The following is a 19232-nucleotide window of genomic DNA, read 5'->3' on the forward strand; positions in this document are numbered from 1 at the left end:
CACGCTCAGCGCGGCGTGAACTTGCGGATGACGCCGGAGAAGGTCATCAGCAGGCGCTCGCCGGTATTGATCTGGCCCCGCACGAAGATCAGGCTCTTGCCGGCCTTGGTGACCTGGCCGGTGGCCTCGATCAGTTCGCCGACATAGCCGCCGTCGATGAAGGTGGAGTCCAGCTGGACCGTGACGCCCGAGGCGCCCTCCATCTCCTGATAGGCGATCTGGAACATGGCGATGTCGGCGAAGGTCATCAGGCAGCCGCCGTGCATCCGCCCGCCTGCGTTCATATGCTTCTGCTCGGCGCGGAAGGCGCAGCGCATGTGCCCGTCGGGATCCGGCTTGCCGTAGAAGGGGCCGACCACCGTGTCGAATGTGTCGTGCAGATCGTAGGTCTGCCAGCCGGCGAACTCGCCCTCGGTGATGGTGATTTTCTTGGGCATGCAGACTCGGCCTTACTTATGGGCGTGCGTTGCAGCATATAGGCGCAATGAGCGACCCGATCGAAACCGCAATCCTGAACAAAATCGCCGCGCTTGAGCCCGGCAAGAGCATTGAGCCCGCGGAAGTGGCCAAAGAGCTACAGCCCGAGCAGTGGCAGCGCATGCTGCCCAAGGTCCGCGCGACCGCTTTGGGCCTGATGCGCCAGGGCAAGCTGACCATCACCAAGAAGGGCAAGGCGGTCGATCCGGACAATTTCCGCGGCGTCACGCGCCTGCGCCAGGCGACCGAGGAAGAAACGGCCCTGGCGCTGAGCCGCCGTCCGCCGGTCGTCGAGGGCGATGACGACTGATCTCGACGAGATCCTGAGCGACATCCGCGCCTGCCGCGCCTGCGCGGGCGTCCTGCCGCACACGCCGCGCCCGGTAGTGCGGGTCTTTCCCGAGACGCGGCTGCTGATCTGCGGCCAGGCGCCGGGACGACGCGTCCACGAGAGCGGCCTGCCGTTCACGGATCCCTCAGGCGATCGTCTTCGTGACTGGATGGGCGTGGACTATGAGACCTTCTACGCCGACCCGCGCATCGGGGTGGCGGCCCAGGCCTTCTGCTATCCGGGCACCGCGCCGAAAGGCGGCGACTATCCGCCGCCGACACGCTGTGCGGAACTGTGGCGACCGCAGTTGCTGGACGCCCTGCCGCAGATGGAACTGACCCTGCTGGTCGGCGGCTATGCCCAGGCTTGGGCGCTGGGCGATAAGGCCAAGCGGACCATGACCGAAACGGTCCGAGCGTGGCGGGAGTATGCGCCGGATCTGCTGGTGTTGCCGCATCCGTCTTGGCGCAATACGGCCTGGCTGAAGAAGAATCCGTGGTTTGAGGCGGAGGTGCTTCCCTATCTGCGGGAACGCGTTCGGCGCATTCTGACTTCTGCAAATCCGGCGGCCGTTCGCTCCAGCGAGAAGGACGTGCCGGTGGTATCGTGAGCGCTGCTTGGGACACATGGCCTTGATCGCCTCCAGACTTATGCCGCTGACCGCCGCGCTCATTCTGTCGGCCTGCGCCGCACCCCACATTCAGCCGCCGTTGACGCCGCCGCCGGGCTTTGTCGGCGCCCATGTCGAGGATCGGGCGCTGGTCATGTCGGACGGCGCGCGCCTGCCGTATCTGCACTGGGGGCCAAAGGATGGGGCGCCTTGGGCGGTGATCGTGGCCTTGCATGGGATGAACGATCACGACGCCAGCTTCCGTCTGGCCGGCCCCTGGTGGGCCGAGCAGGGGATCGAGACCTGGTCCTACGACCAGCGTGGCTTCGGCGGGGCGCTGGGGCGGGGCGAATGGGCAGGGCAGCAGCGGATGACGGATGATCTGCGCGAGATCACCGCGATGGCGCGGGCCCGCTATCCCAATGCCGTCATCGCTGTGGTGGGCGAGAGTATGGGAGGGTCGGTGACGGCGGCGGCGTTCGGCTCCGACAATCCGCCGGATGCGGACCGGATCGTGCTGCTGGCGCCCGGCGTCTGGGGCTGGTCGACGCAAGGACCATTGAACAGCACGGCGCTGAACATCGCAGCGCGGGCGTTGGGCGACGTGGCGCTGGAACCGCCAGAGTTCATCACCCGCGACATCCACGCCTCGTCGAATACGCTGGAGTTGATCCGCAACGGGCGCGATCCGATGAGCATCCTCGCGACCCGGTTCGACACGGTCTATGGGCTGGTCGATCTGATGGAGGCCTCGTCGCGCAGCCTGGGCCGCATCCGGGGCGACGCCATCCTGATGTACGGCGCCCACGACGAGGTGGTGAAGAAGGGGCCGATGAAGTTGGCGCTGGAGCGGGCCGAGCGGGAGGGCGGGACGCTGCGGACCGCATGGTATCCGAACGGCTGGCATCTGCTGAACCGCGATCTGGACGCCGAGATCGTCTATCGCGATGTGGTCTCGTGGCTGAGAGATCCGACAGCCCCCCTGCCGTCCGGTGCGCCGGCGGTTTTGCCGCAGCTTCAGGCGGGTGGGGCGCGCCCTTAAGCGGGTCTTAACGCGACGTTTACCATCCAGGCGGCATTTTCTGCCTAGCGGGGCGTTCGTGTCTCCCGCGAGTAGGGGGCGGGGACGCGTGGGCGGCTTCACAGCGGCGTTGCAGAAGTTCGGGATCGGCCGTCTGGCTGCGGTCCTCGGCGTCGCCGCAGGCGTGGCCGCCGTGCTGGTCGCCGTCATGCTGCGCATGGGCCAGGCGCCGGACGCGCTTCTCTATTCCAACCTGGATCTGCGCGAGGCCAGCGAGATCAGCGCCGCCCTGGATCAGGCCGGCATCAAATATTCGTCCAAGGGCGACGGCTCGACCATCATGGTCAACCGCGACGAGGTCGGCACCGCCCGTATGCTGGTCGCGGGTAAGGGCTTGGTCACGTCCGGATCGGTCGGCTACGAGCTGTTCGACACCCAGTCGGTGCTGGGCCAGACCGAGTTCCAGCAGCAGCTGAACGAGCAGCGCGCCCTGCAGGGCGAACTGTCGCGCACCATCATGTCCATGCGCGGCATCACCGCCGCCCGCGTTCACATCACCATGCCGCGCCGCGAGATGTTCACCTCGGCCGCCGGCGAACCGACCGCCGCCGTGCTGGTGGGCCTGGGAGGGCGTGACCTGACCAGCGATCAGGTGCGGGCGATCCGCAATCTGGTGGCCTCATCCGTGCCGAACCTGAAGCCCGACCGCGTCACAGTGGCGGACCAGACCAACCGCACCCTGGCGGCCGGCAGCGACGACGGAACCTTCACCTCAGCCTCTGCCGCCGAGGCCAAGGGCAATACCGAGAGCCAGCTTCAAGCGCGCATCAAGGATATCGTCGAAGGCGTCGTCGGCGCGGGCGCTGCTCGCGTTCAGGTCACGGCCGACATCGACCAGAGCCGCGCCACGACACAGGAAGAAAAGTTCGATCCCGATGGTCAGGTCGTCCGCTCGACCACGACCAACGGCTCGCAATCCGCAGACAACAGCGCCCAGCCCGACGGCGGCGTGACTGCGACGAACAACATCCCTGGCGGGGCGGCGCCCGGTGCCACGCCGGCCGGTTCGACCAACTCGGAAAACGCCGAGACGACCAACTACGAAATCTCCAAGACCACCACGACCACGACCAAGGAGCCGGGCGAGGTCAAGAAGCTGGCCGTCGCCGTCGCGGTCGACGGCAAGTGGACGCCGGCCAAGGACGGCAAGGGCGAGCCGACCTATGCGCCGCGCACGGCCGAGGAGATCGCCCAGATCAAGTCGCTGGTCGCCGCCGCCGCCGGCATCGACGAGACACGCGGCGACAAGATCGAAGTGATCAACGTCCGCTTCAACCACGACACGGGCATTGAGGGCGGTCTGGACGGAAAGTCGTCGCTGCTGGACTTCTCCAAGAACGACATCATGCGTTTCGTCGAGCTGGGCATTCTGACGGTCGTCGCCTTGCTGCTGATCTTCTTCGTGCTGCGTCCTCTGCTGAAGACGGCCGCCGGTGGCGGGGCCAATCTGCCGGCGCTGGCGGGCGCCAACGGCGTGCCGGTCACGACCGTGGCGACCACGGTGATCGGCCCGGACGGCCAGCCTCAGCTGGTTCAGCTGCCGGCGCCCAGCGAGATGGAACAGAAGATCGACATCGCTCGCATCGAGGGTCAGGTGAAGGCGTCGTCGGTCAAGAAGGTCGCCGACTTCGTTCAGTCGCATCCCGATGATGCGGCCGGCATCCTGCGGACCTGGGTGGCCGAAGGCTAATGGCGAAGCTGGTCAACAAGAAAGCCTCGATCGACGATCCCAACAAGCTGTCGGGGCCGGAGAAGGCCGCCGTCATCCTGCTGGCGCTGGGCGAAGAGCACACCGCCCTGTGGGAGCGGCTGGACGACGACGAGGTCAAGGAAATCTCACAGGCCATGGCGACCTTGGGCAACGTCAGCGCCGAGGCCGTCGAGGCTCTGATGATCGAGTTCGTCTCGGGCTTGTCCGGTTCGGGCTCGGTCATGGGCAGCTACGAGCAGACGCAAAAGCTGCTGGCCGCCTTCCTGCCCAAGGATCGCGTCGACGGCCTGATGGAGGAGATCCGAGGTCCGGCTGGTCGCACCATGTGGGACAAGCTGGGCAATGTGAACGAGGCCGTTCTCGCCAACTATCTGAAGAACGAATACCCCCAGACCGTCGCCGTCATCCTGTCAAAGGTGCGCTCGGACCACGCCGCCCGCGTCCTGACCAGCCTACCGGAAGACTTCGCCCTGGAATGCGTCCAGCGGATGCTGCGCATGGAGCCCGTCCAGCGCGAGATACTTGACAAGATCGAGGCGACGCTGCGCACCGAGTTCATGTCGAACCTGGCGCGCACCTCCAAGCGCGACAGCCACGAGATGATGGCCGACATCTTCAACAGCTTCGACCGCCAGACTGAGGCCCGCTTCATCGGCGCCCTGGAAGAGCGCAATCGTGAATCGGCCGAACGCATCCGCGCCCTGATGTTCGTCTTCGAGGATCTGTCCAAGCTGGATCCGGGCGGGGTGCAGACCTTGCTGCGCGCCGTGGACAAGGATTCGCTGGGCCTGGCGATGAAGGGCGCGTCCGAAGGACTGCGCGAGATGTTCTTCTCCAACATGTCCGAACGCGCGTCCAAGATCATGCGCGAAGACATGGAGTCGATGGGTCCGGTGCGTCTGAAGGACGTGGACGCCGCCCAGATGGCCATGGTCCAGGTCGCCAAGGATCTGGCCGCCAAGGGCGACATCATGCTGGCCGGTCAGGGCGCCGACGACGAGTTGATCTACTGACATGACCCAGTCCCCTGAGATCCGGCGCCTTTTCGCCTTCGACACCGAGTTCGACGCGGACGGCACGGTCGTGCGCCCCGGCGCCTGGACGCCGGCCAAGCGCTCCTATCTGCCGGCCGAGGTCGAGGCCCTGGTCGCGCAAGGGCGTCTGGAAGCGCGCGAACAGGCCCTCGCCGAGGTCGAGAACATCCGCGCCATGGCCCTGAGCAATATCGCCCAGGCCGTCGCATCGGCCATGCCGACCCTGAAGGCTGTGGCCCAGGCGCACCGCGAACAGGCCGCTGACCTGGCCCTCGCTGCTGCGCGCACCATCGCTTGGGCCGCTCTGGACCAGTTTCCGCGTGCGCCGCTGAAAGCCGCTTTGGAACTGTTGGCGCAGGAAATCGACGCCTCGCCGCGTCTAGTCGTTCGCGCCTCGGGCCTGGATGACGAGGCGCGCGGCCTGATCGAGCGCGCCTGCGCCGACAGCGGATTCACCGGCGTGGTCGCCTTCCGCGATGAACCGGGCATGGCCCAGGCCGCCTTCCAGCTGGAATGGGCCGACGGGCGCGCTGATCACGATCCGCAAGGCTCGGCCGACCGCGTCGCTGAGGCCCTGACCGCCGCCCTGGCCGCCGAGGCCGGACACGCCGAAACCCTTCCCGTCGACAGGAGCATGTTCTGATGGCATCCGACGACCTGGCGCTGGAGGAATTCTCCGGCCTTTCGGGCCTGCCGCCCCTGGACGACAGCGGCGAAAAGAGCGCCGCCGACCTGGCGACCGTCTTTGACGTGCCGGTCAACATCTCGGCCGTTCTGGGCAAATCGCACATGTCGGTGGCCCAACTGCTGAAGCTGAACAAGGGCTCGGTGCTGGAGCTGGACCGCAAGGTCGGCGAGGCGATCGACATCTTCGTCAACAACCGCCTGATCGCGCGCGGCGAGGTTGTCGTCGTCGACGACCGGCTGGGCGTGACCATGACGGAAATCATCAAGACCGAGGATTCGGGCACCTGATTGGCGACCGGCTTTAGAGATTAGAGGAGAAGAACGATGCGTCTTCTGGTGGTAGGCAGACTGAGCGGCCAGCTCGCTTCGGCGGTGAAGATGGCCATGGCGCACGGCGCCAAGGTCAATCACGTCGAGCGCGCCGACCAGGCGACCGAACAACTGCGCCGGGGGCAGGGCGCCGACTTGCTGATGGTCGACTATCAGCTGGACATCGCCGCCCTGATCGCCGCCAACGAGGCCGAGCGGATCACCATTCCGGTCGTGGCCTTCGGCGTCGACGCCGATGCGCGAGAGGCGGCCGCCGCCATCAAGGCCGGCGCCAAGGAATTCATTCCGCTTCCGCCCGACGCCGAACTGATCGCCGCCGTCCTGTCGGCCGTCGCCGACGACGAAAAGCCGATGATCTCGGCCGACCCCTCGATGAAGGCTGTGCTGCAACTGGCCGACCAGGTCGCGCGCTCGGAAGCCTCAATCCTGATCACCGGCGAAAGCGGCGTCGGCAAGGAGGTGATGGCGCGGTATCTCCACGAGCATTCACGCCGGTCCGAGCGCCCGTTCATCAGCGTCAATTGCGCCGCCATTCCCGACAATCTGCTGGAATCCGAACTGTTCGGCCACGAGAAGGGCGCCTTCACCGGCGCGGTCGCGCGCCGCATCGGCAAGTTCGAAGAGGCCGACGGCGGCACGCTTCTGCTGGACGAAATCTCCGAGATGGACGCCCGGCTCCAGGCCAAGCTGCTGCGCGCCATCCAGGAGCGCGTCATCGACCGCGTCGGCGGCTCCAAGCCGGTTTCGGTCAACATCCGCATCATCGCCACCTCGAACCGCGATCTGGCCAAGGCCGTGGCGGAAGGCACCTTCCGCGAGGACCTGCTGTATCGCCTGAACGTGGTGAACCTGCGCCTGCCGTCCTTGCGCGAGCGGCCCGGCGACATCGTGGTTCTGGCCGACCACTTCATCAAGAAATACGCCGCCGCCAACGGCGTGCCGGTGCGTCCGATCTCGGCCGCCGCGCGTCAGGCCATTTCGGCCCATCGCTGGCCGGGCAACGTCCGCGAGCTGGAAAACGCCATGCACCGCGCTGTGCTGCTGGCCACCGGCCCCGAGATCGACGTCGACGCCATCCGCCTGCCGGACGGTCAGCCGCTGGGCGGCATGGGCGCGGGCATGATGGCGGGACAGGCCTATGAGGCGCCGCAAGCCGGGGTGGCCGCGCGCGCCGCCCAGGCGGCCGACGCCGTGACCCGCAGCTTCGTGGGTCAGACCGTGGCGGCGATGGAAAAGACGCTGATTCTGGACACCCTGACCCACTGCCTGGGCAACCGCACCCACGCGGCCAACATCCTGGGCATCTCGATCCGCACCCTGCGCAACAAGCTGAACGAATACGCCGATGAGGGCACGGCTATTCCGGTGCCGATGAGCGGCGTCTCCGCCTCGGGCTACGCGGCCTGAACCTATGCGGGCACCCGTGGAGCGCCGACGCGTCCTGACGGGACTGGCCGCCTTGGGCGCGGTCGGCTGTTCGCCGCGCGCGGAGTCACGCCCTGCCGCGCCCGCCCGTCTGTCAGACGAGGTTATTGACCTGTCCGACCTGGAAGCGCGCAATGACGGCCGTCTCGGCTTCGTCGTTCAGGACGCGGCGACAGGGCGTAAGCTGGTTTGGCGCGGCGACGAACGCTTCGTCTATTGCTCGACCTTCAAGATGTATCTGTCCGCCGCGACCCTGTTGCTGGTGCAGGCCGGGCAGGAGCGACTGGATCGCCGTATCCCCATCGCTGCGGCGGATATGATCAACCACGCTCCGATCACCGAGCCCGCCGTTGGCTCCAGCCTGACGGTCGAGCAGTTGATGAAGGGCGCGGTGGAGGTCAGCGACAACCCCGCCGCCAATCTGTTGCTGAAGGCCATGGGTGGCCCTTCGGCGATGCAGACCTTCTATCGAAGCATCGGCGACGACAGCACCCGCTCGGACCGTTTCGAGCCGGAGATGAATCGTCTGGACGGCGACAAGGACACCATCCTTCCCAACCAGTCGGTGGCCAATCTCCGGCGTCTTTTTCTGGATCCGGCCTCGCCGCTGACCGCGGCGTCGCGCGACCTGTTGCTGCAGTGGATGACCGATACGCCCACGGGGCAGAATCGTCTTAGGGCTGGGACGCCTGCGGATTGGCGGGTGGCGCACAAGACGGGAACGGGGGGCTATGGGCCGACCAATGACATCGGCCTGCTGTATCCGCCGAACGGCCAACCTGTGATCGTCGCCGCCTATTACCACGCTGCCCGGGCGACATCGGACGACGCTAATGCGGCCGTGATCGCTGAGGCGACGCGTCGCGCGCTGAAGGCGTTGGGCCGTGACTGATACGCCGGTGATGATGAAGGACGGCATGGCGCGCCCGACGGGCCGCGACGTCCTGGGCTGGGTCAACCGCGGCGAAGTGCTGATGGCGGTCGGCGTGATCGGCGTGATCATGCTGCTGATCTTGCCGGTGCCCAAGTTCCTGCTGGATCTGCTGCTGGCCTTTTCGCTGGTGTCCAGCGCGCTGATCCTGATGACCGCCGTGATGATGAAGCGGCCGCTGGATTTCGCCATCTTTCCGACGGTGCTGCTGGTCTCGACCCTGTTCCGTCTCGGTCTGAACCTGGCCTCCACGCGTCTGATCCTGACCCACGGCCAGGAAGGTCACGATGCGGCGGGTCAGGTCATCAACGCCTTCGGTCAGTTGATGATGGGCGGCAACTTCATCATCGGGGTGATCATCTTTGCGATCATTCTGGTGGTGAACTTCGTCGTCATCACCAAGGGCTCGACCCGGATCGCCGAAGTGTCCGCCCGCTTCACCCTGGACTCCATGCCGGGCAAGCAGATGGCCATCGACGCCGATCTTTCGTCGGGCCTGATCACCGAGGACCAGGCCAAGCTGCGCCGCAAGGAGTTGGAGCAGGAATCGACCTTCTTCGGCGCCATGGACGGCGCCTCCAAGTTCGTGCGCGGCGACGCCGTCGCCGGGCTGATCATCACCTTCATCAACGCCATCGGCGGCATACTGATCGGCACGCTGCAACACGGCATGCCGGCGATGGAGGCCGCCAACACCTATGTCCAGCTGACCATCGGCGATGGTCTGGTGACGCAGGTGCCGGCTATCATCATCTCGATCGCCGCTGGCTTCCTGGTGTCCAAGGCGGGCGTCGAAGGCACGGCGGACAAGGCCATGGTCACCCAGTTGGCGACCAATCCCGTGTCGCTGGGCGTGGTTTCGGGCGCCGCCGGTCTGATCGGTCTGATCCCGGGGATGCCGCTGATCCCGTTCGCGGCCCTGGCCATCGGCTCGGGCTTCATGGCTTGGCGGCTGGGCCGCAATCGCTTGAAGCCTCAGCCGACAGAGGCGGAGATTGCGGCGGCGGCAGCGGCCGCACAACCCAAGGAAGACGTCGAAGAGCCGATCGCCAACGTCCTCACCATCGACGAGGTGAAGATTGAACTCGGCTACTCGCTTCTCAGCCTGATCAACGATCTTGAAGGACGCCGCCTGACCGATCAGATTCGCGCTCTGCGGCGGTCGCTGGCCCAAGAATACGGTTTCGTCATTCCCCAGGTGCGCATCCTCGACAACATGCGCCTGCCGACCCAAGGCTACGCCATCCGCATCAAGGAGATGGAGACGGGCGCGGGCGAAGTGCGGCTGGGCCACCTGATGGCGATGGATCCGGCGGGGCGTCAGGTGGAACTGCCGGGTGAGCATATGCGCGAACCGGCTTTCGGCCTGCCGGCGACCTGGATCGAGGAAGGTCTGCGCGAGGAGGCGACGTTCCGGGGCTACACCCTGGTCGATCCGTCTACGGTCCTGACGACCCATCTGACCGAGATCCTGAAAGACAATATGGCCGATCTGCTGTCCTATGCGGAGGTGCAGAAGCTGCTGAAGGAACTGGGCGCCGAGGAGAAGAAGCTGGTCGAGGAACTGGTGCCCAGCGTGGTCACCGTCACGACGCTGCAGCGGGTGCTGCAGTCGCTTCTGCGCGAGAAGGTGTCGATCCGCGACCTGCCGGCGATCCTGGAAGGTTTGGCCGAGGCGGCGCCGCACAGTTCCAGCGTCACCACCCTGGTCGAACACGTTCGTGCGCGCCTGGGCCGCCAACTGTGCTGGCAGAACAAGGACGGCGAGGGTGCCCTGCCCATCGTCACCCTGTCGCCGGAATGGGAAAACGCCTTCGCCGAAAGCCTGATCGGCAATGGCGAGGACAAGCAGCTGGCGATGGCGCCGTCGCGCCTTCAGGACTTCATCCGCGCCGTGCGCGACACCTTCGAGCGGATCGCCATGACGGGCGAGAACCCGGTGCTGCTGACCGGGCCGATGACGCGGCCCTATGTGCGATCGATCATCGAACGCTTCCGCGGCCAGACCGTCGTGATGAGCCAGAACGAGATTCATCCCAAGGCCCGGTTGCGGACCCTTGGCCAGGTCTGATCCCGCCGACTTGGCAGTTTGACGTTTGACGCGGCGACGCACCCCGCTAAAGCTCCGCCGTCATGAGTCCGAACCCCCGATCCCAATGGTCGCGCCTGCGCGACTTCATGCGTACGCCGTCGTTGGCCAGGTCGATCTCTGCCATGCTGATCCTGGCGTTCGGACTGCTGATCGTGGTCAATGCGACGACCTTCGTGATGATCCAGCGCACCGTCGCGTTGAACAAGACCATCGAGCATGCTCAGCAGATGCGGCGCGCCGCGCGCACGGTTCTCATTGCGAGCCTGAACGCCGAAACGTCGCAACGCGGTTTTCTGCTGACGGGACGAAGCGATTTTCTACAGCCCTATCGTGACTCCAGGGCCGACATGGAGCCCGCTCTCGCGTTTCTGGATGAGGGCGCAGCCCTCGATCCGACGCTGAAAGACACCGTCGAACCCATTCACCGTCTGGGTGACAAGAAATGGGACGAGATGGAGCGCACCGTCGCTTTGGCGCGGCAGGGTCGGATCGGGCAGTCGATCCAGGCCGTGCGGTCTGGCGAAGGCAAGCAGTATATGGACGAGCTCCGAGCCGCCATCGACAAGTTCGACAAGCTGAAGTCCGACCGAATCGACAGTCGACGTCGGGCCTCGGAGCGTTTTGGCTTCCTGACCGTCACGATGAACGCCATCGCGGGGCTTCTGGTCCTCGTTCTGGCTCTGCTGTCAGCCTGGCTGGTGCGGCGTTACGTGGCCGAGATCCAGTCCGCCCGCGCGACCCTGGACGCCGCCAACGCCAGCCTGGAAGACAAGGTCCGCGAGCGCACCGGCGACCTGATGCGCGCGAACGAGGAAATCCAGCGCTTCGCCTACATCGTCAGCCACGACCTGCGCGCGCCGCTGGTCAACGTGATGGGCTACACCTCCGAACTGGAGCAGGCAGGCAAGATCGTCGACAAGGCGATCTATGAGGCGGAAAAGACGCGCGTGGTCGATCCCGAGATCGTCACCGCCGTGCGCGAGGAAATGCCCGAGGCCATAGGCTTTATCCGCGCCTCGACCGAGAAGATGGACCGGCTGATCAACGCCATCCTGAAGCTGTCGCGCGAAGGTCGCCGCAACCTGCTTCCAGAACCGCTGGACATGACGACGATGGCCCAGAATATCGCTAACAGCGTCCATCACCAGACCGAAGCCTCGGGCGCCCGCATCGATGTGCAGCCGCTGCCCGAAATCGAAAGCGACCGCATTTCGATGGAGCAGATCGTCGGAAATCTGATCGACAACGCCGTCAAATATCTGGATCGCGACCGGCCAGGCGAAATCGTCGTGTCTGGCGAAGACGTGCCGGGCGGCTGGGTCGTCTACCGGGTCGCCGACAACGGCCGGGGCATCGCCCCGCGTGACCATGAGCGGATCTTCGAACTGTTCCGCCGCTCCGGAAAACAGGACCGTTCCGGCGAAGGTCTGGGGCTGGCGTTCGTCAGAAACAGCGTGCGCCGCCTGGGCGGGACCATCGACGTCGAGTCCGAACTGGGCAAAGGCTCGACTTTCCTGCTGAAATTCCCCAAACGACTGATCCTGTCTGAACCCGGAGGCGCGCTGTGACGCAACCCGTCAAAATCATCATGGTCGAAGACGACCACGGCCACGCCAAGCTGATTGAAAAGAACATCCGCCGGGCCAACATCAACAACGAGATCAAGCATTTCGATGAGGGTGGTGCGGCGCTCGACTATCTGTTCAGCGACGAAATCCTCGCCAATGGCCCGCTGCTGATCCTGCTCGACCTCAACCTGCCCGATATGTCGGGTACGGACATTCTGGAAAAGGTGAAGGCCAACGACCGTCTGAAGCGGGCTCCGGTCGTGGTGCTGACGACCACGGACGACAAGGTCGAAATCCAGCGTTGTTACGACCTGGGTTGCAACGTCTACATCACCAAGCCGGTGGATTATGAATCCTTCGCCGGCGCCATCCGTCAGTTGGGTCTGTTCCTGTCGGTGATCCAGGCGCCGGAGATCTGACGATCGACGCGTCCCAGCCCATCCGCCTGCTCTACATCGACGATGATCGGGGTCTGTCCCGACTGGTCGAGAAGGAACTGGGGCGTCACGGCTACGCCGTCACCTGCGCGCCCGACGGCGATGCGGGGCTGGATCTGTTGCAGCAGGACGAGTTCGACGTCTGCGCGCTGGACCATTATATGCCGACGCGAGACGGGCTGGACGTCCTGCCGGACATTCTGGCCCTGACAGCGCCGCCCCCCGTCGTCTATGTGACGGGTGCGCAGGATGGGCGGATCGCCGTCGCCGCCCTTCGAGCGGGCGCGGCGGACTACGTGATCAAGGACGTCTCGGAGGATTTCACCTCCCTGTTGCGCTCGGCGCTCGAGGACGCCCTGTCGCGCCGTCGGCTGGAGCGCGAGAACGAACTGGCGCAGGAAGAAATCCGCCGAGCGCGCGATCGGGCCGAGGCGATGCTGCGTGAGGTGAACCACCGCGTCGGCAACTCGCTGCAGCTGGTGTCCAGCTTCATGTCGTTGCAGATGCGCCACGTCACCGATCAGGGCGCCAAGGACGCGCTGCGCGAATCGCAGGCGCGCATCGAGGCCGTCGCCCATGTTCACCGCCGCCTCTACACGTCTGGCGACATGAGCCACGTGGCGATGGACGAATATCTGGTCGGGCTGATGGACGAACTGTCCAAGTCCATCGGGCCAGACGAAGGATCGCCCAAACTGACGCTGGACGCTGAGCCCTTGTCGGTCACGACCGATCAGGCCGTCTCCATCGGCGTCATCGTCACCGAACTGGTCACCAACGCGGTCAAATACGCCTATGCGCCGGGACAGGGCGGCGAGATTCGCATCCATCTGCGCCGCGAGACGGACCATCGCGTGATGCTGACGGTCGAGGACGATGGCCCCGGCATGGGCGATGGAACGCCGAAGGGCACGGGGCTTGGTGGCAAGATCATTTCCGCCATGGCGTCTGGCCTGCGCTCGGCCGTCGAGTTCGACGGCGCCCACAAGGGCGTGCGCGCCAGGTTGTCGTTCGACCTCTAGGGTCGGTTTTCATCATGTTGCAGTTCGGCGTTCGCAAACCCGCTTCGGATTATCGTCACCGCGCCACCGCGTTCGGCATCGTCGAGCGCGACGGCCTGATCGCCTGTGTGCGCGTCGAACGCGAGGCCGGCCCCTATTTCGATCTTCCCGGCGGCGGCTTGGATTTGGAAGAGACCGAGGTTCAGGCGCTGATCCGCGAATTCGTCGAGGAAACCGGCTTGACGGTCGCGCCGCTGAACCGCATCGCAGAGGCCAGCCAGTATTTCGTGCGTTCGACGCGCGAGCCGGTGAACAATGTCGGCGGCTTCTGGACGGCGACTGTGGCGGCCGAAAATCCCGATGCAAAATGTGAGGACGATCACACGCTGGTGTGGCTGGATCCGACCTTCGCCATCTCGCGCTTGCGTCACGATTCTCACGCCTGGGCTGTCGCCGTCTGCCTACGTCGTCCAAGCTGAGCCTTACGGAACAGGCCATTAGCGAAGTCGTTTATTTTTCGAACCGCAACGTTACGTCGCGGCGATGAAGATTAGGAGATTTCCATGGCTGACCACGACCGTATCGAAGGCGCCGCCAAGAACATCGGTGGCAAGATTAAAGAAGGCGTCGGCAAGGTGACCGGCGACACCAAGATGCAGGCCGAAGGCAAGGCCGATCAGGTCGAAGGCAAGGTCCAGAATACTGTCGGCGGCGTCAAGGACAGCCTGCGCGACAAGGCCTAAGCTTCCCTAGAATGCGCGAAGATGCGAAGCGCCGTCCGCGAAAGCGGGCGGCTTTTTTTTTTCGATCAATCCTTGTCGCCCCACAGGGTCAGCGACAGCCCCTTCTTGTCGGCTCCATCGACCGGGCGGCACTCAGAGCTGAACCCGCCCTCGACCGGACGCGGACGACAATCCATTTCTCGCAGGCTCGAGGGCGCGGCCGCCGTGCGAGACTGGGGGCCGCACTGGACCGCATAGTCCGAGCCCCCGGCGCTGGCCCGGATCATCTGACAGTCGCCGGCCATGCCGCTGGGGCGTAGAGCTTCCGGCAGGTCCGGTCCCATGGCGATGGCGAGTTGCTCGCGCACCTCGGTCTGGCATTCGGCCATGGACTGCTGGCCGCGCACCAGCGGACTGCACCGTGCGCGCTCGAAACCAAAGGGATCAGCCAGGCCCCAGGCAGGCACATTGTGCTCGAGCGGCGGCGCCGGCGTTTCGACGACAGCCTCTGGCGCGGGCGCATCCCACACGACGGTCGGCGCAGCTTGTTGGAGGATCAGCAAGGCGAAGGCGGCGGCGATCATGGTCGGACCCTTCGTGAAGTTGCAGGCGGTCGCCCGAACGTCTCCTACCTTGTCAGGGCCCGCATTGCCTTGTCGAGGCCTTCGAGCGTCAGCGGGAACATCCTCTGCTCCATCACTTCGCGTAGCAGGCCGACGGAAGCGGTATAATCCCAGTACCGCTCCTGAACGGGATTGAGCCAGACCGACTTCTGCCACTGCTGGCGCGCCCGCTTCATCCAGACGGCGCCGGCTTCTTCGTTCCAGTGCTCGACGGAGCCGCCCGGCATGGTGATCTCATACGGGCTCATCGTCGCATCGCCGACGAAGATGGCGCGCCAGTCGCCGGGGTATTTGTGCAGCAGATCCCACGTCGGGATACGCTCGGTGTGCCGGCGACGATTGTCCTTCCAGACGCCTTCGTAGAGGCAGTTGTGGAAGTAGAAGAACTCAAGGTTCTTGAACTCGGTCTTGGCCGCCGAGAACAGCTCCTCGACCAGCTTGATGTGACCGTCCATCGACCCGCCGATGTCGAGGAACAGCAGCACCTTGATCGTATTGCGCCGCTCCGGCCGCATCTGAATGTCCAGCCAGCCCTGGCGCGCCGTGCCGTCGATGGTGCCGTCGATATCCAGCTCGTCCGGCGCGCCCTGTCGGGCGAAACGGCGCAGACGACGCAGCGCAACCTTGATGTTGCGGGTGCCCAGTTCGACGGTGTCGTCCAGGTTCTTGAACTCGCGCCTTTCCCACACCTTGACCGCCCGGCCATGCTTGCCCGGACCGCCGATACGAACGCCTTCGGGGTTGTAGCCGCCGTGTCCGAAGGGGCTTGTCCCGCCCGTGCCGATCCATTTCGAGCCGCCGGAGTGACGCTTCTTCTGCTCTTCCAGACGCTGCTTCAGCGTCACCATCAGCTTGTCGAATCCGCCCAGCGCCTCGATCTGGGCCTTCTCCTCGTCGGTCAGATATTTTTCGTTCAGCAGACGCAACCAGTCTTCGGGAATGTCGGTGGTCAGATCCTCGCCCGTCCCGACCGACTCGACGCCCCTGAACACCGTCCCGAACACCTGATCGAACCGATCATAGTGTTTCTCGTCCTTGACCAGGACCGCGCGCGACAGGTGATAGAAGGCCTCAACCTCGCGCCCCGCCACGTCGCGGTCCATGGCCTCCATCAGATGGAGCCATTCCTTCATCGACACCGGAACCTTGGCGTCGCGCAGCGCGGTGAAGAAGGGCAGGAGCATGAGAGGGATGTGAACCCGGATCAGTCGCGCCGCAAGATGAACTCGCGGTCGCGCCAGGCGCCGACGGGATAGTCGTATTCTCCCGCCTTCTCGAAGCCGTAGGCGGCGTAGAGGCGCTGAGCCTTGTCGTTGCCGCTCCAGACGCCGATCCACAACGGTCCGTCCGTGTGGGTTTCCATCCAGTCCAGAGATAGCTTCAGCAGTCTGGTTCCAAGGCCCAGACCTTGCGCCGCCTGGGACACATAGAGCCGGCGCAGTTCCATGTGCGACGGTCTGGCCTCGGGGTGGGGCAGGCCATTGGGGCCGGCGTTGGCGAAGGCCAGCAGTTCTCCGTCGCGGTCGGCCACCCACCAGGCGCAGTCGGGCTCCGCCAACTTCTTCAGCGTCGGTTCCAGATCGAAACTGGCGTCCAGAAACGCGTTCAGGTCGGCTTTCGGGTAGGGGATGCCGAACCCCTCGACGAAGGTGTCGATAAATGTCTGGCGCCCCAGGGCGCCCAGGGCGGCGGCGTCTTGGGGGCGGGAAGGGCGGATCACGATCTCGGTCATGCGTCGGCTCTAGCGCGCGCCTTGGCGCGCGTCACGGGCGACAAGTCCGAAAGCCCAGCGTATCGTCGTTCCAATGTCCCTGCCGATCTTCACCCATCCGTCCATGCTGTCCCACGCGCCGGGCGCGGGCCATCCCGAAAGTCCCGAGCGGCTGAAGGCGGTGCTGGATGCTCTGGACGACGCAGGCCTGGCCCGCGACCGGCGCGCCGCGACCCAGGCCGAGGTTGCGGATCTGGAGCGGGTGCATCCCGCCGCCTATGTCGCACGCCTGCTGGACGCCTCGCCGGTCGCCGGCATGGTTCAGCTGGATGCCGACACCGTCCTGTCACCCGGCAGCGTGCCGGCGGCGCGGCTGGCGGCGGGGGCGGCGATCAATGCGGTAAGGGCCGTGGCGCGGGGCGAGATGGACCGCGCCTTCGCCGCCGTGCGCCCGCCGGGCCACCACGCCGAGCCGGACCGCGCGATGGGGTTCTGCCTGTTCTCCTCCGTCGCCGTCTCGGCGCGTGTGGCTCAATCCGAAGGGATGGCGCGGGTGGCGGTGGTCGATTTCGACGTTCACCACGGCAATGGCACCGAGGCCGCGTTTGAGGACGACGACAGTCTCTCCCTGGCCTCCATCCATCAGATGCCGCTCTATCCCGGCACGGGCGCGGCGTCCGAGACGGGCGTCGGCAATATCGTCAACGCGCCTGTCGCGCCCCATGCGGCGCGCGAGAACTGGCGCGCCACCTTCGCCGGCGGGTTGATGCCGGCGCTGGAATCGTTCCGGCCGGACCTGATCCTGATCTCGGCCGGTTTCGACGCCCACCGGCGCGATCCATTGGCGCATCAGTCGCTGGAGGCCGAGGATTTCGCCTGGGCGACGCGTGCGATTCTGGAGGTCGCGCGTCGGACCTGTTCGGGCAAGGTTGTGTCGGCGCTTGAGGGCGGTTACGACCTTGAAGGACTAGGCCGCTCTGCGGCCGCCCACGTCGCTGCGCTCGGGGAGGACTGAGGACGCTTAACGCCTTGAAACCAAAGGCCCGTCCGTTTGTCATGTCAGCCCCCGCCCTGTCCCTCGATTCGACCGAACCGTCCGTGTCCCCGCCTGACGCTTTGCCATCCGTCGGCGCGCTTGTCGCTGTCCGTCCCGGCGCCATCATCCTGACGCGTCACGGCGAGCCGGCCTTGTCGCGCAAATGTCTGATCTCTGCCCGCCAATACGGCGACTGGTGGGCGAAGTATGAGATCGGCGGCCTGCTGGCCGGTCAGACCCCGCCGCCCGAACTGGTTGCGGCGGCGCAGGGCGCTGGGGCCATCTACGCCTCGACCCGTCAGCGCGCCCAGGAAACCGCCGCTGCGGTCGCCGCAGGACGCGAGGTCATGGCCGACGTCATGTTCATCGAGGCGCCTCTGCCGCCGCCGCCGATTCCGGAATGGATCAAGCTGTCGCCCAAATGGTGGGGCGTGGTGTCGCGCTTCTGGTGGCACGCGTTCGATCACCACGGCGGCCAGGAAACCCGCGCCCAGGCCGAGGCGCGGGCCGATCAGGCGGCGCAAAAGCTGATTGCGCGGGCCGAGAGCGGTCAGGACGTGCTGGTCTTCGCCCATGGCTATTTCAACCATATGGTCGGGCGCGCGCTGAAGGCCGACGGCTGGAAGCTGGTTCAGAACCAGGGCTTCAAATACTGGTCGCAGCGGCGCTACGAGAAACGATAGCCGCTTCTGACGTTGATGCGCCCCGCGCTCGCCTCTAGGGTCCGCGCCATGACCGATACCGCCGCCGCCATCCCCGCCGATCTCAGCTTCGAAGACGCCCTGAAGCGCCTTGAGACCATCGTGTCTCGCCTGGAATCCGGCCAGGCGCCGCTGGAGGAATCGATCGCCCTCTACGAAGAGGGCGCCAAGCTGAAGGCGCATTGCGAGGCGCGGCTGAAGGCGGCGCAGCTGCGTGTGGAGAAGATCGTGGTCGGCCCCGACGGCCAGGCCGAGGGCGTCGAGGCGGCGTCGTTCGAATGATCCCTGTGTCGCCTTCGAGCCTGGTCTGGAGCCGGTTTTCGTGAACCGCGTCATCGCCGCGAACTCGCCGGAACAGGCGGTGATAGATCGCGTGGCTGAGGTCGCCGATCTGGTCACGGTCGCGCTGGATGAACTGCTGCCGCGCGCCGAGGGCCCGGAATCCCGCCTGACCGAGGCGATGCGCTATGCGGCGCTGGGTCCCGGCAAACGCTTGCGGCCGTTCTTCGCGTTGGAGGCCGCACGCCTGTTCGACATTGATGGGCGATCGGTATTGCGCGCCGCTTGTGCGCTGGAATGCGTGCACGCCTACAGCCTGGTTCACGACGATCTTCCGTGCATGGACGACGACGACGTGCGCCGGGGCCGGCCGACCGTACACCGGGCCTATGACGAGGCGACGGCGGTGCTGGCCGGCGATGCGCTGCAGACGGCCGCCTTCGAC

General features: G+C 65.7%; 24 protein-coding genes. 19 read left to right on the plus strand and 5 right to left on the minus strand.

Annotated elements, in window-relative coordinates:
* Window positions 1-5: 5 nt before the first annotated feature.
* Window positions 6-437, minus strand: a complete 432-nt coding sequence (locus tag RT123_RS07780) for a PaaI family thioesterase (RefSeq protein ID WP_039246907.1) — start codon at window positions 435-437, stop codon at window positions 6-8.
* 47 nt (window positions 438-484) lie between these two features.
* Between RT123_RS07780 and RT123_RS07785 the strand changes: the two genes are divergently transcribed.
* The 12 genes from RT123_RS07785 to RT123_RS07840 all read left to right on the plus strand — a co-directional run bounded on the left by RT123_RS07785 (window position 485) and on the right by RT123_RS07840 (window position 12696).
* Window positions 485-787 carry a DUF3253 domain-containing protein gene (locus RT123_RS07785; RefSeq protein WP_017504494.1) on the plus strand — a complete coding sequence of 101 codons (303 nt, stop codon included), beginning with the start codon at window positions 485-487 and terminating at the stop codon, window positions 785-787.
* The gene (locus RT123_RS07790) at window positions 777-1418 is read left to right on the plus strand and encodes a uracil-DNA glycosylase family protein (protein ID WP_306002093.1); all 642 of its coding nucleotides are present in this window, start codon (window positions 777-779) and stop codon (window positions 1416-1418) included. Before RT123_RS07785 ends, RT123_RS07790 begins: the two co-directional genes overlap by 11 nt.
* Before the next feature lie 22 nt (window positions 1419-1440).
* Complete coding sequence (locus tag RT123_RS07795; RefSeq protein WP_313008618.1) at window positions 1441-2460, plus strand: alpha/beta fold hydrolase; 1020 nt, start codon at window positions 1441-1443, stop codon at window positions 2458-2460.
* Between the two features lie 88 nt (window positions 2461-2548).
* On the plus strand, window positions 2549-4189 hold the full coding sequence (fliF, locus tag RT123_RS07800) for a flagellar basal-body MS-ring/collar protein FliF (RefSeq protein ID WP_066552295.1): 1641 nt from the start codon (window positions 2549-2551) through the stop codon (window positions 4187-4189).
* Complete coding sequence (gene fliG, locus RT123_RS07805; protein ID WP_039246914.1) at window positions 4189-5223, plus strand: flagellar motor switch protein FliG; 1035 nt, start codon at window positions 4189-4191, stop codon at window positions 5221-5223. The genes fliF and fliG overlap by 1 nt, the downstream gene beginning before the upstream one ends.
* 1 nt (window position 5224) lies before the next feature.
* Window positions 5225-5887, plus strand: coding sequence for a flagellar assembly protein FlbE (locus RT123_RS07810; RefSeq protein WP_313008620.1), 663 nt, complete (start codon window positions 5225-5227; stop codon window positions 5885-5887).
* Window positions 5887-6219, plus strand: a complete 333-nt coding sequence (gene fliN, locus RT123_RS07815) for a flagellar motor switch protein FliN (protein ID WP_313008621.1) — start codon at window positions 5887-5889, stop codon at window positions 6217-6219. The genes RT123_RS07810 and fliN overlap by 1 nt, the downstream gene beginning before the upstream one ends.
* A gap of 36 nt (window positions 6220-6255) precedes the next feature.
* On the plus strand, window positions 6256-7668 hold the full coding sequence (locus tag RT123_RS07820) for a sigma-54 dependent transcriptional regulator (protein ID WP_313008622.1): 1413 nt from the start codon (window positions 6256-6258) through the stop codon (window positions 7666-7668).
* A gap of 4 nt (window positions 7669-7672) precedes the next feature.
* On the plus strand, window positions 7673-8578 hold the full coding sequence (bla, locus tag RT123_RS07825; RefSeq protein ID WP_313008623.1) for a class A beta-lactamase: 906 nt from the start codon (window positions 7673-7675) through the stop codon (window positions 8576-8578).
* A 10-nt stretch (window positions 8579-8588) separates the two neighbouring features.
* A complete protein-coding gene (gene flhA, locus RT123_RS07830) occupies window positions 8589-10688 on the plus strand; it encodes a flagellar biosynthesis protein FlhA (RefSeq protein WP_313008647.1) in 2100 nt (699 codons plus the stop codon).
* Between the two features lie 62 nt (window positions 10689-10750).
* A complete protein-coding gene (locus RT123_RS07835; RefSeq protein WP_313008625.1) occupies window positions 10751-12277 on the plus strand; it encodes a CHASE3 domain-containing protein in 1527 nt (508 codons plus the stop codon).
* Window positions 12274-12696, plus strand: a complete 423-nt coding sequence (locus RT123_RS07840; protein WP_231868686.1) for a response regulator — start codon at window positions 12274-12276, stop codon at window positions 12694-12696. The genes RT123_RS07835 and RT123_RS07840 overlap by 4 nt, the downstream gene beginning before the upstream one ends.
* Here RT123_RS07840 and RT123_RS07845 read toward each other — a convergent pair.
* Window positions 12651-12872 carry a hypothetical protein gene (locus tag RT123_RS07845; protein ID WP_240612118.1) on the minus strand — a complete coding sequence of 74 codons (222 nt, stop codon included), beginning with the start codon at window positions 12870-12872 and terminating at the stop codon, window positions 12651-12653. The two genes, RT123_RS07840 and RT123_RS07845, sit on opposite strands and share 46 nt — an antisense overlap.
* Here RT123_RS07845 and RT123_RS07850 point away from each other — a divergent pair.
* From RT123_RS07850 to RT123_RS07860, 3 genes are all read left to right on the plus strand, one after another.
* A complete protein-coding gene (locus tag RT123_RS07850; protein ID WP_244878370.1) occupies window positions 12774-13736 on the plus strand; it encodes a histidine kinase dimerization/phosphoacceptor domain -containing protein in 963 nt (320 codons plus the stop codon). The two genes, RT123_RS07845 and RT123_RS07850, sit on opposite strands and share 99 nt — an antisense overlap.
* A gap of 14 nt (window positions 13737-13750) precedes the next feature.
* The gene (locus RT123_RS07855; RefSeq protein ID WP_313008626.1) at window positions 13751-14194 is read left to right on the plus strand and encodes an NUDIX domain-containing protein; all 444 of its coding nucleotides are present in this window, start codon (window positions 13751-13753) and stop codon (window positions 14192-14194) included.
* Between the two features lie 84 nt (window positions 14195-14278).
* Window positions 14279-14458 carry a CsbD family protein gene (locus RT123_RS07860; protein ID WP_055803844.1) on the plus strand — a complete coding sequence of 60 codons (180 nt, stop codon included), beginning with the start codon at window positions 14279-14281 and terminating at the stop codon, window positions 14456-14458.
* Between the two features lie 65 nt (window positions 14459-14523).
* On the opposite strand, the gene RT123_RS07865 is transcribed toward RT123_RS07860, so the two are convergent.
* Genes RT123_RS07865 through RT123_RS07875 form a run of 3 tightly spaced genes read right to left on the minus strand, consistent with a single transcriptional unit; the run spans window position 14524 to window position 16792 of the window.
* Complete coding sequence (locus RT123_RS07865) at window positions 14524-15021, minus strand: hypothetical protein (protein ID WP_313008627.1); 498 nt, start codon at window positions 15019-15021, stop codon at window positions 14524-14526.
* A 44-nt stretch (window positions 15022-15065) separates the two neighbouring features.
* Window positions 15066-16244, minus strand: a complete 1179-nt coding sequence (locus RT123_RS07870) for a VWA domain-containing protein (RefSeq protein ID WP_313008629.1) — start codon at window positions 16242-16244, stop codon at window positions 15066-15068.
* Between the two features lie 20 nt (window positions 16245-16264).
* Window positions 16265-16792, minus strand: coding sequence for a GNAT family N-acetyltransferase (locus tag RT123_RS07875; protein ID WP_313008630.1), 528 nt, complete (start codon window positions 16790-16792; stop codon window positions 16265-16267).
* 73 nt (window positions 16793-16865) lie between these two features.
* On the opposite strand from RT123_RS07875, the gene RT123_RS07880 reads away from it, so the two are divergent.
* From RT123_RS07880 to RT123_RS07895, 4 genes are all read left to right on the plus strand, one after another.
* Window positions 16866-17786, plus strand: a complete 921-nt coding sequence (locus tag RT123_RS07880) for a histone deacetylase family protein (protein ID WP_313008632.1) — start codon at window positions 16866-16868, stop codon at window positions 17784-17786.
* Between the two features lie 41 nt (window positions 17787-17827).
* Window positions 17828-18490 carry a histidine phosphatase family protein gene (locus RT123_RS07885; RefSeq protein ID WP_313008634.1) on the plus strand — a complete coding sequence of 221 codons (663 nt, stop codon included), beginning with the start codon at window positions 17828-17830 and terminating at the stop codon, window positions 18488-18490.
* Window positions 18491-18538: 48 nt separating this feature from the next.
* Complete coding sequence (locus tag RT123_RS07890; RefSeq protein WP_313008635.1) at window positions 18539-18790, plus strand: exodeoxyribonuclease VII small subunit; 252 nt, start codon at window positions 18539-18541, stop codon at window positions 18788-18790.
* Window positions 18791-18869: 79 nt separating this feature from the next.
* On the plus strand, window positions 18870-19232 hold a 363-nt coding region (locus tag RT123_RS07895; RefSeq protein ID WP_313008648.1), incomplete at its 3' end, for a polyprenyl synthetase family protein.

Source organism: Brevundimonas vesicularis (assembly GCF_032067225.1).
GTDB lineage: Bacteria > Pseudomonadota > Alphaproteobacteria > Caulobacterales > Caulobacteraceae > Brevundimonas > Brevundimonas vesicularis_F.

What these genes read in the sequence shown, in the direction of transcription:
- RT123_RS07780 (WP_039246907.1), bottom strand. Translation starts at nt 437, where the DNA reads ATGCCCAAGAAAATCACCATCACCGAGGGCGAGTTCGCCGGCTGGCAG.
- RT123_RS07785 (WP_017504494.1), top strand. Translation starts at nt 485, where the DNA reads ATGAGCGACCCGATCGAAACCGCAATCCTGAACAAAATCGCCGCGCTT.
- RT123_RS07790 (WP_306002093.1), top strand. Translation starts at nt 777, where the DNA reads ATGACGACTGATCTCGACGAGATCCTGAGCGACATCCGCGCCTGCCGC.
- fliG (WP_039246914.1), top strand. Translation starts at nt 4,189, where the DNA reads ATGGCGAAGCTGGTCAACAAGAAAGCCTCGATCGACGATCCCAACAAG.
- RT123_RS07810 (WP_313008620.1), top strand. Translation starts at nt 5,225, where the DNA reads ATGACCCAGTCCCCTGAGATCCGGCGCCTTTTCGCCTTCGACACCGAG.
- fliN (WP_313008621.1), top strand. Translation starts at nt 5,887, where the DNA reads ATGGCATCCGACGACCTGGCGCTGGAGGAATTCTCCGGCCTTTCGGGC.
- RT123_RS07820 (WP_313008622.1), top strand. Translation starts at nt 6,256, where the DNA reads ATGCGTCTTCTGGTGGTAGGCAGACTGAGCGGCCAGCTCGCTTCGGCG.
- bla (WP_313008623.1), top strand. Translation starts at nt 7,673, where the DNA reads ATGCGGGCACCCGTGGAGCGCCGACGCGTCCTGACGGGACTGGCCGCC.
- flhA (WP_313008647.1), top strand. Translation starts at nt 8,589, where the DNA reads ATGATGAAGGACGGCATGGCGCGCCCGACGGGCCGCGACGTCCTGGGC.
- RT123_RS07835 (WP_313008625.1), top strand. Translation starts at nt 10,751, where the DNA reads ATGAGTCCGAACCCCCGATCCCAATGGTCGCGCCTGCGCGACTTCATG.
- RT123_RS07845 (WP_240612118.1), bottom strand. Translation starts at nt 12,872, where the DNA reads ATGGTCCAGCGCGCAGACGTCGAACTCGTCCTGCTGCAACAGATCCAG.
- RT123_RS07855 (WP_313008626.1), top strand. Translation starts at nt 13,751, where the DNA reads ATGTTGCAGTTCGGCGTTCGCAAACCCGCTTCGGATTATCGTCACCGC.
- RT123_RS07860 (WP_055803844.1), top strand. Translation starts at nt 14,279, where the DNA reads ATGGCTGACCACGACCGTATCGAAGGCGCCGCCAAGAACATCGGTGGC.
- RT123_RS07865 (WP_313008627.1), bottom strand. Translation starts at nt 15,021, where the DNA reads ATGATCGCCGCCGCCTTCGCCTTGCTGATCCTCCAACAAGCTGCGCCG.
- RT123_RS07870 (WP_313008629.1), bottom strand. Translation starts at nt 16,244, where the DNA reads ATGCTCCTGCCCTTCTTCACCGCGCTGCGCGACGCCAAGGTTCCGGTG.
- RT123_RS07875 (WP_313008630.1), bottom strand. Translation starts at nt 16,792, where the DNA reads ATGACCGAGATCGTGATCCGCCCTTCCCGCCCCCAAGACGCCGCCGCC.
- RT123_RS07880 (WP_313008632.1), top strand. Translation starts at nt 16,866, where the DNA reads ATGTCCCTGCCGATCTTCACCCATCCGTCCATGCTGTCCCACGCGCCG.
- RT123_RS07885 (WP_313008634.1), top strand. Translation starts at nt 17,828, where the DNA reads ATGTCAGCCCCCGCCCTGTCCCTCGATTCGACCGAACCGTCCGTGTCC.
- RT123_RS07890 (WP_313008635.1), top strand. Translation starts at nt 18,539, where the DNA reads ATGACCGATACCGCCGCCGCCATCCCCGCCGATCTCAGCTTCGAAGAC.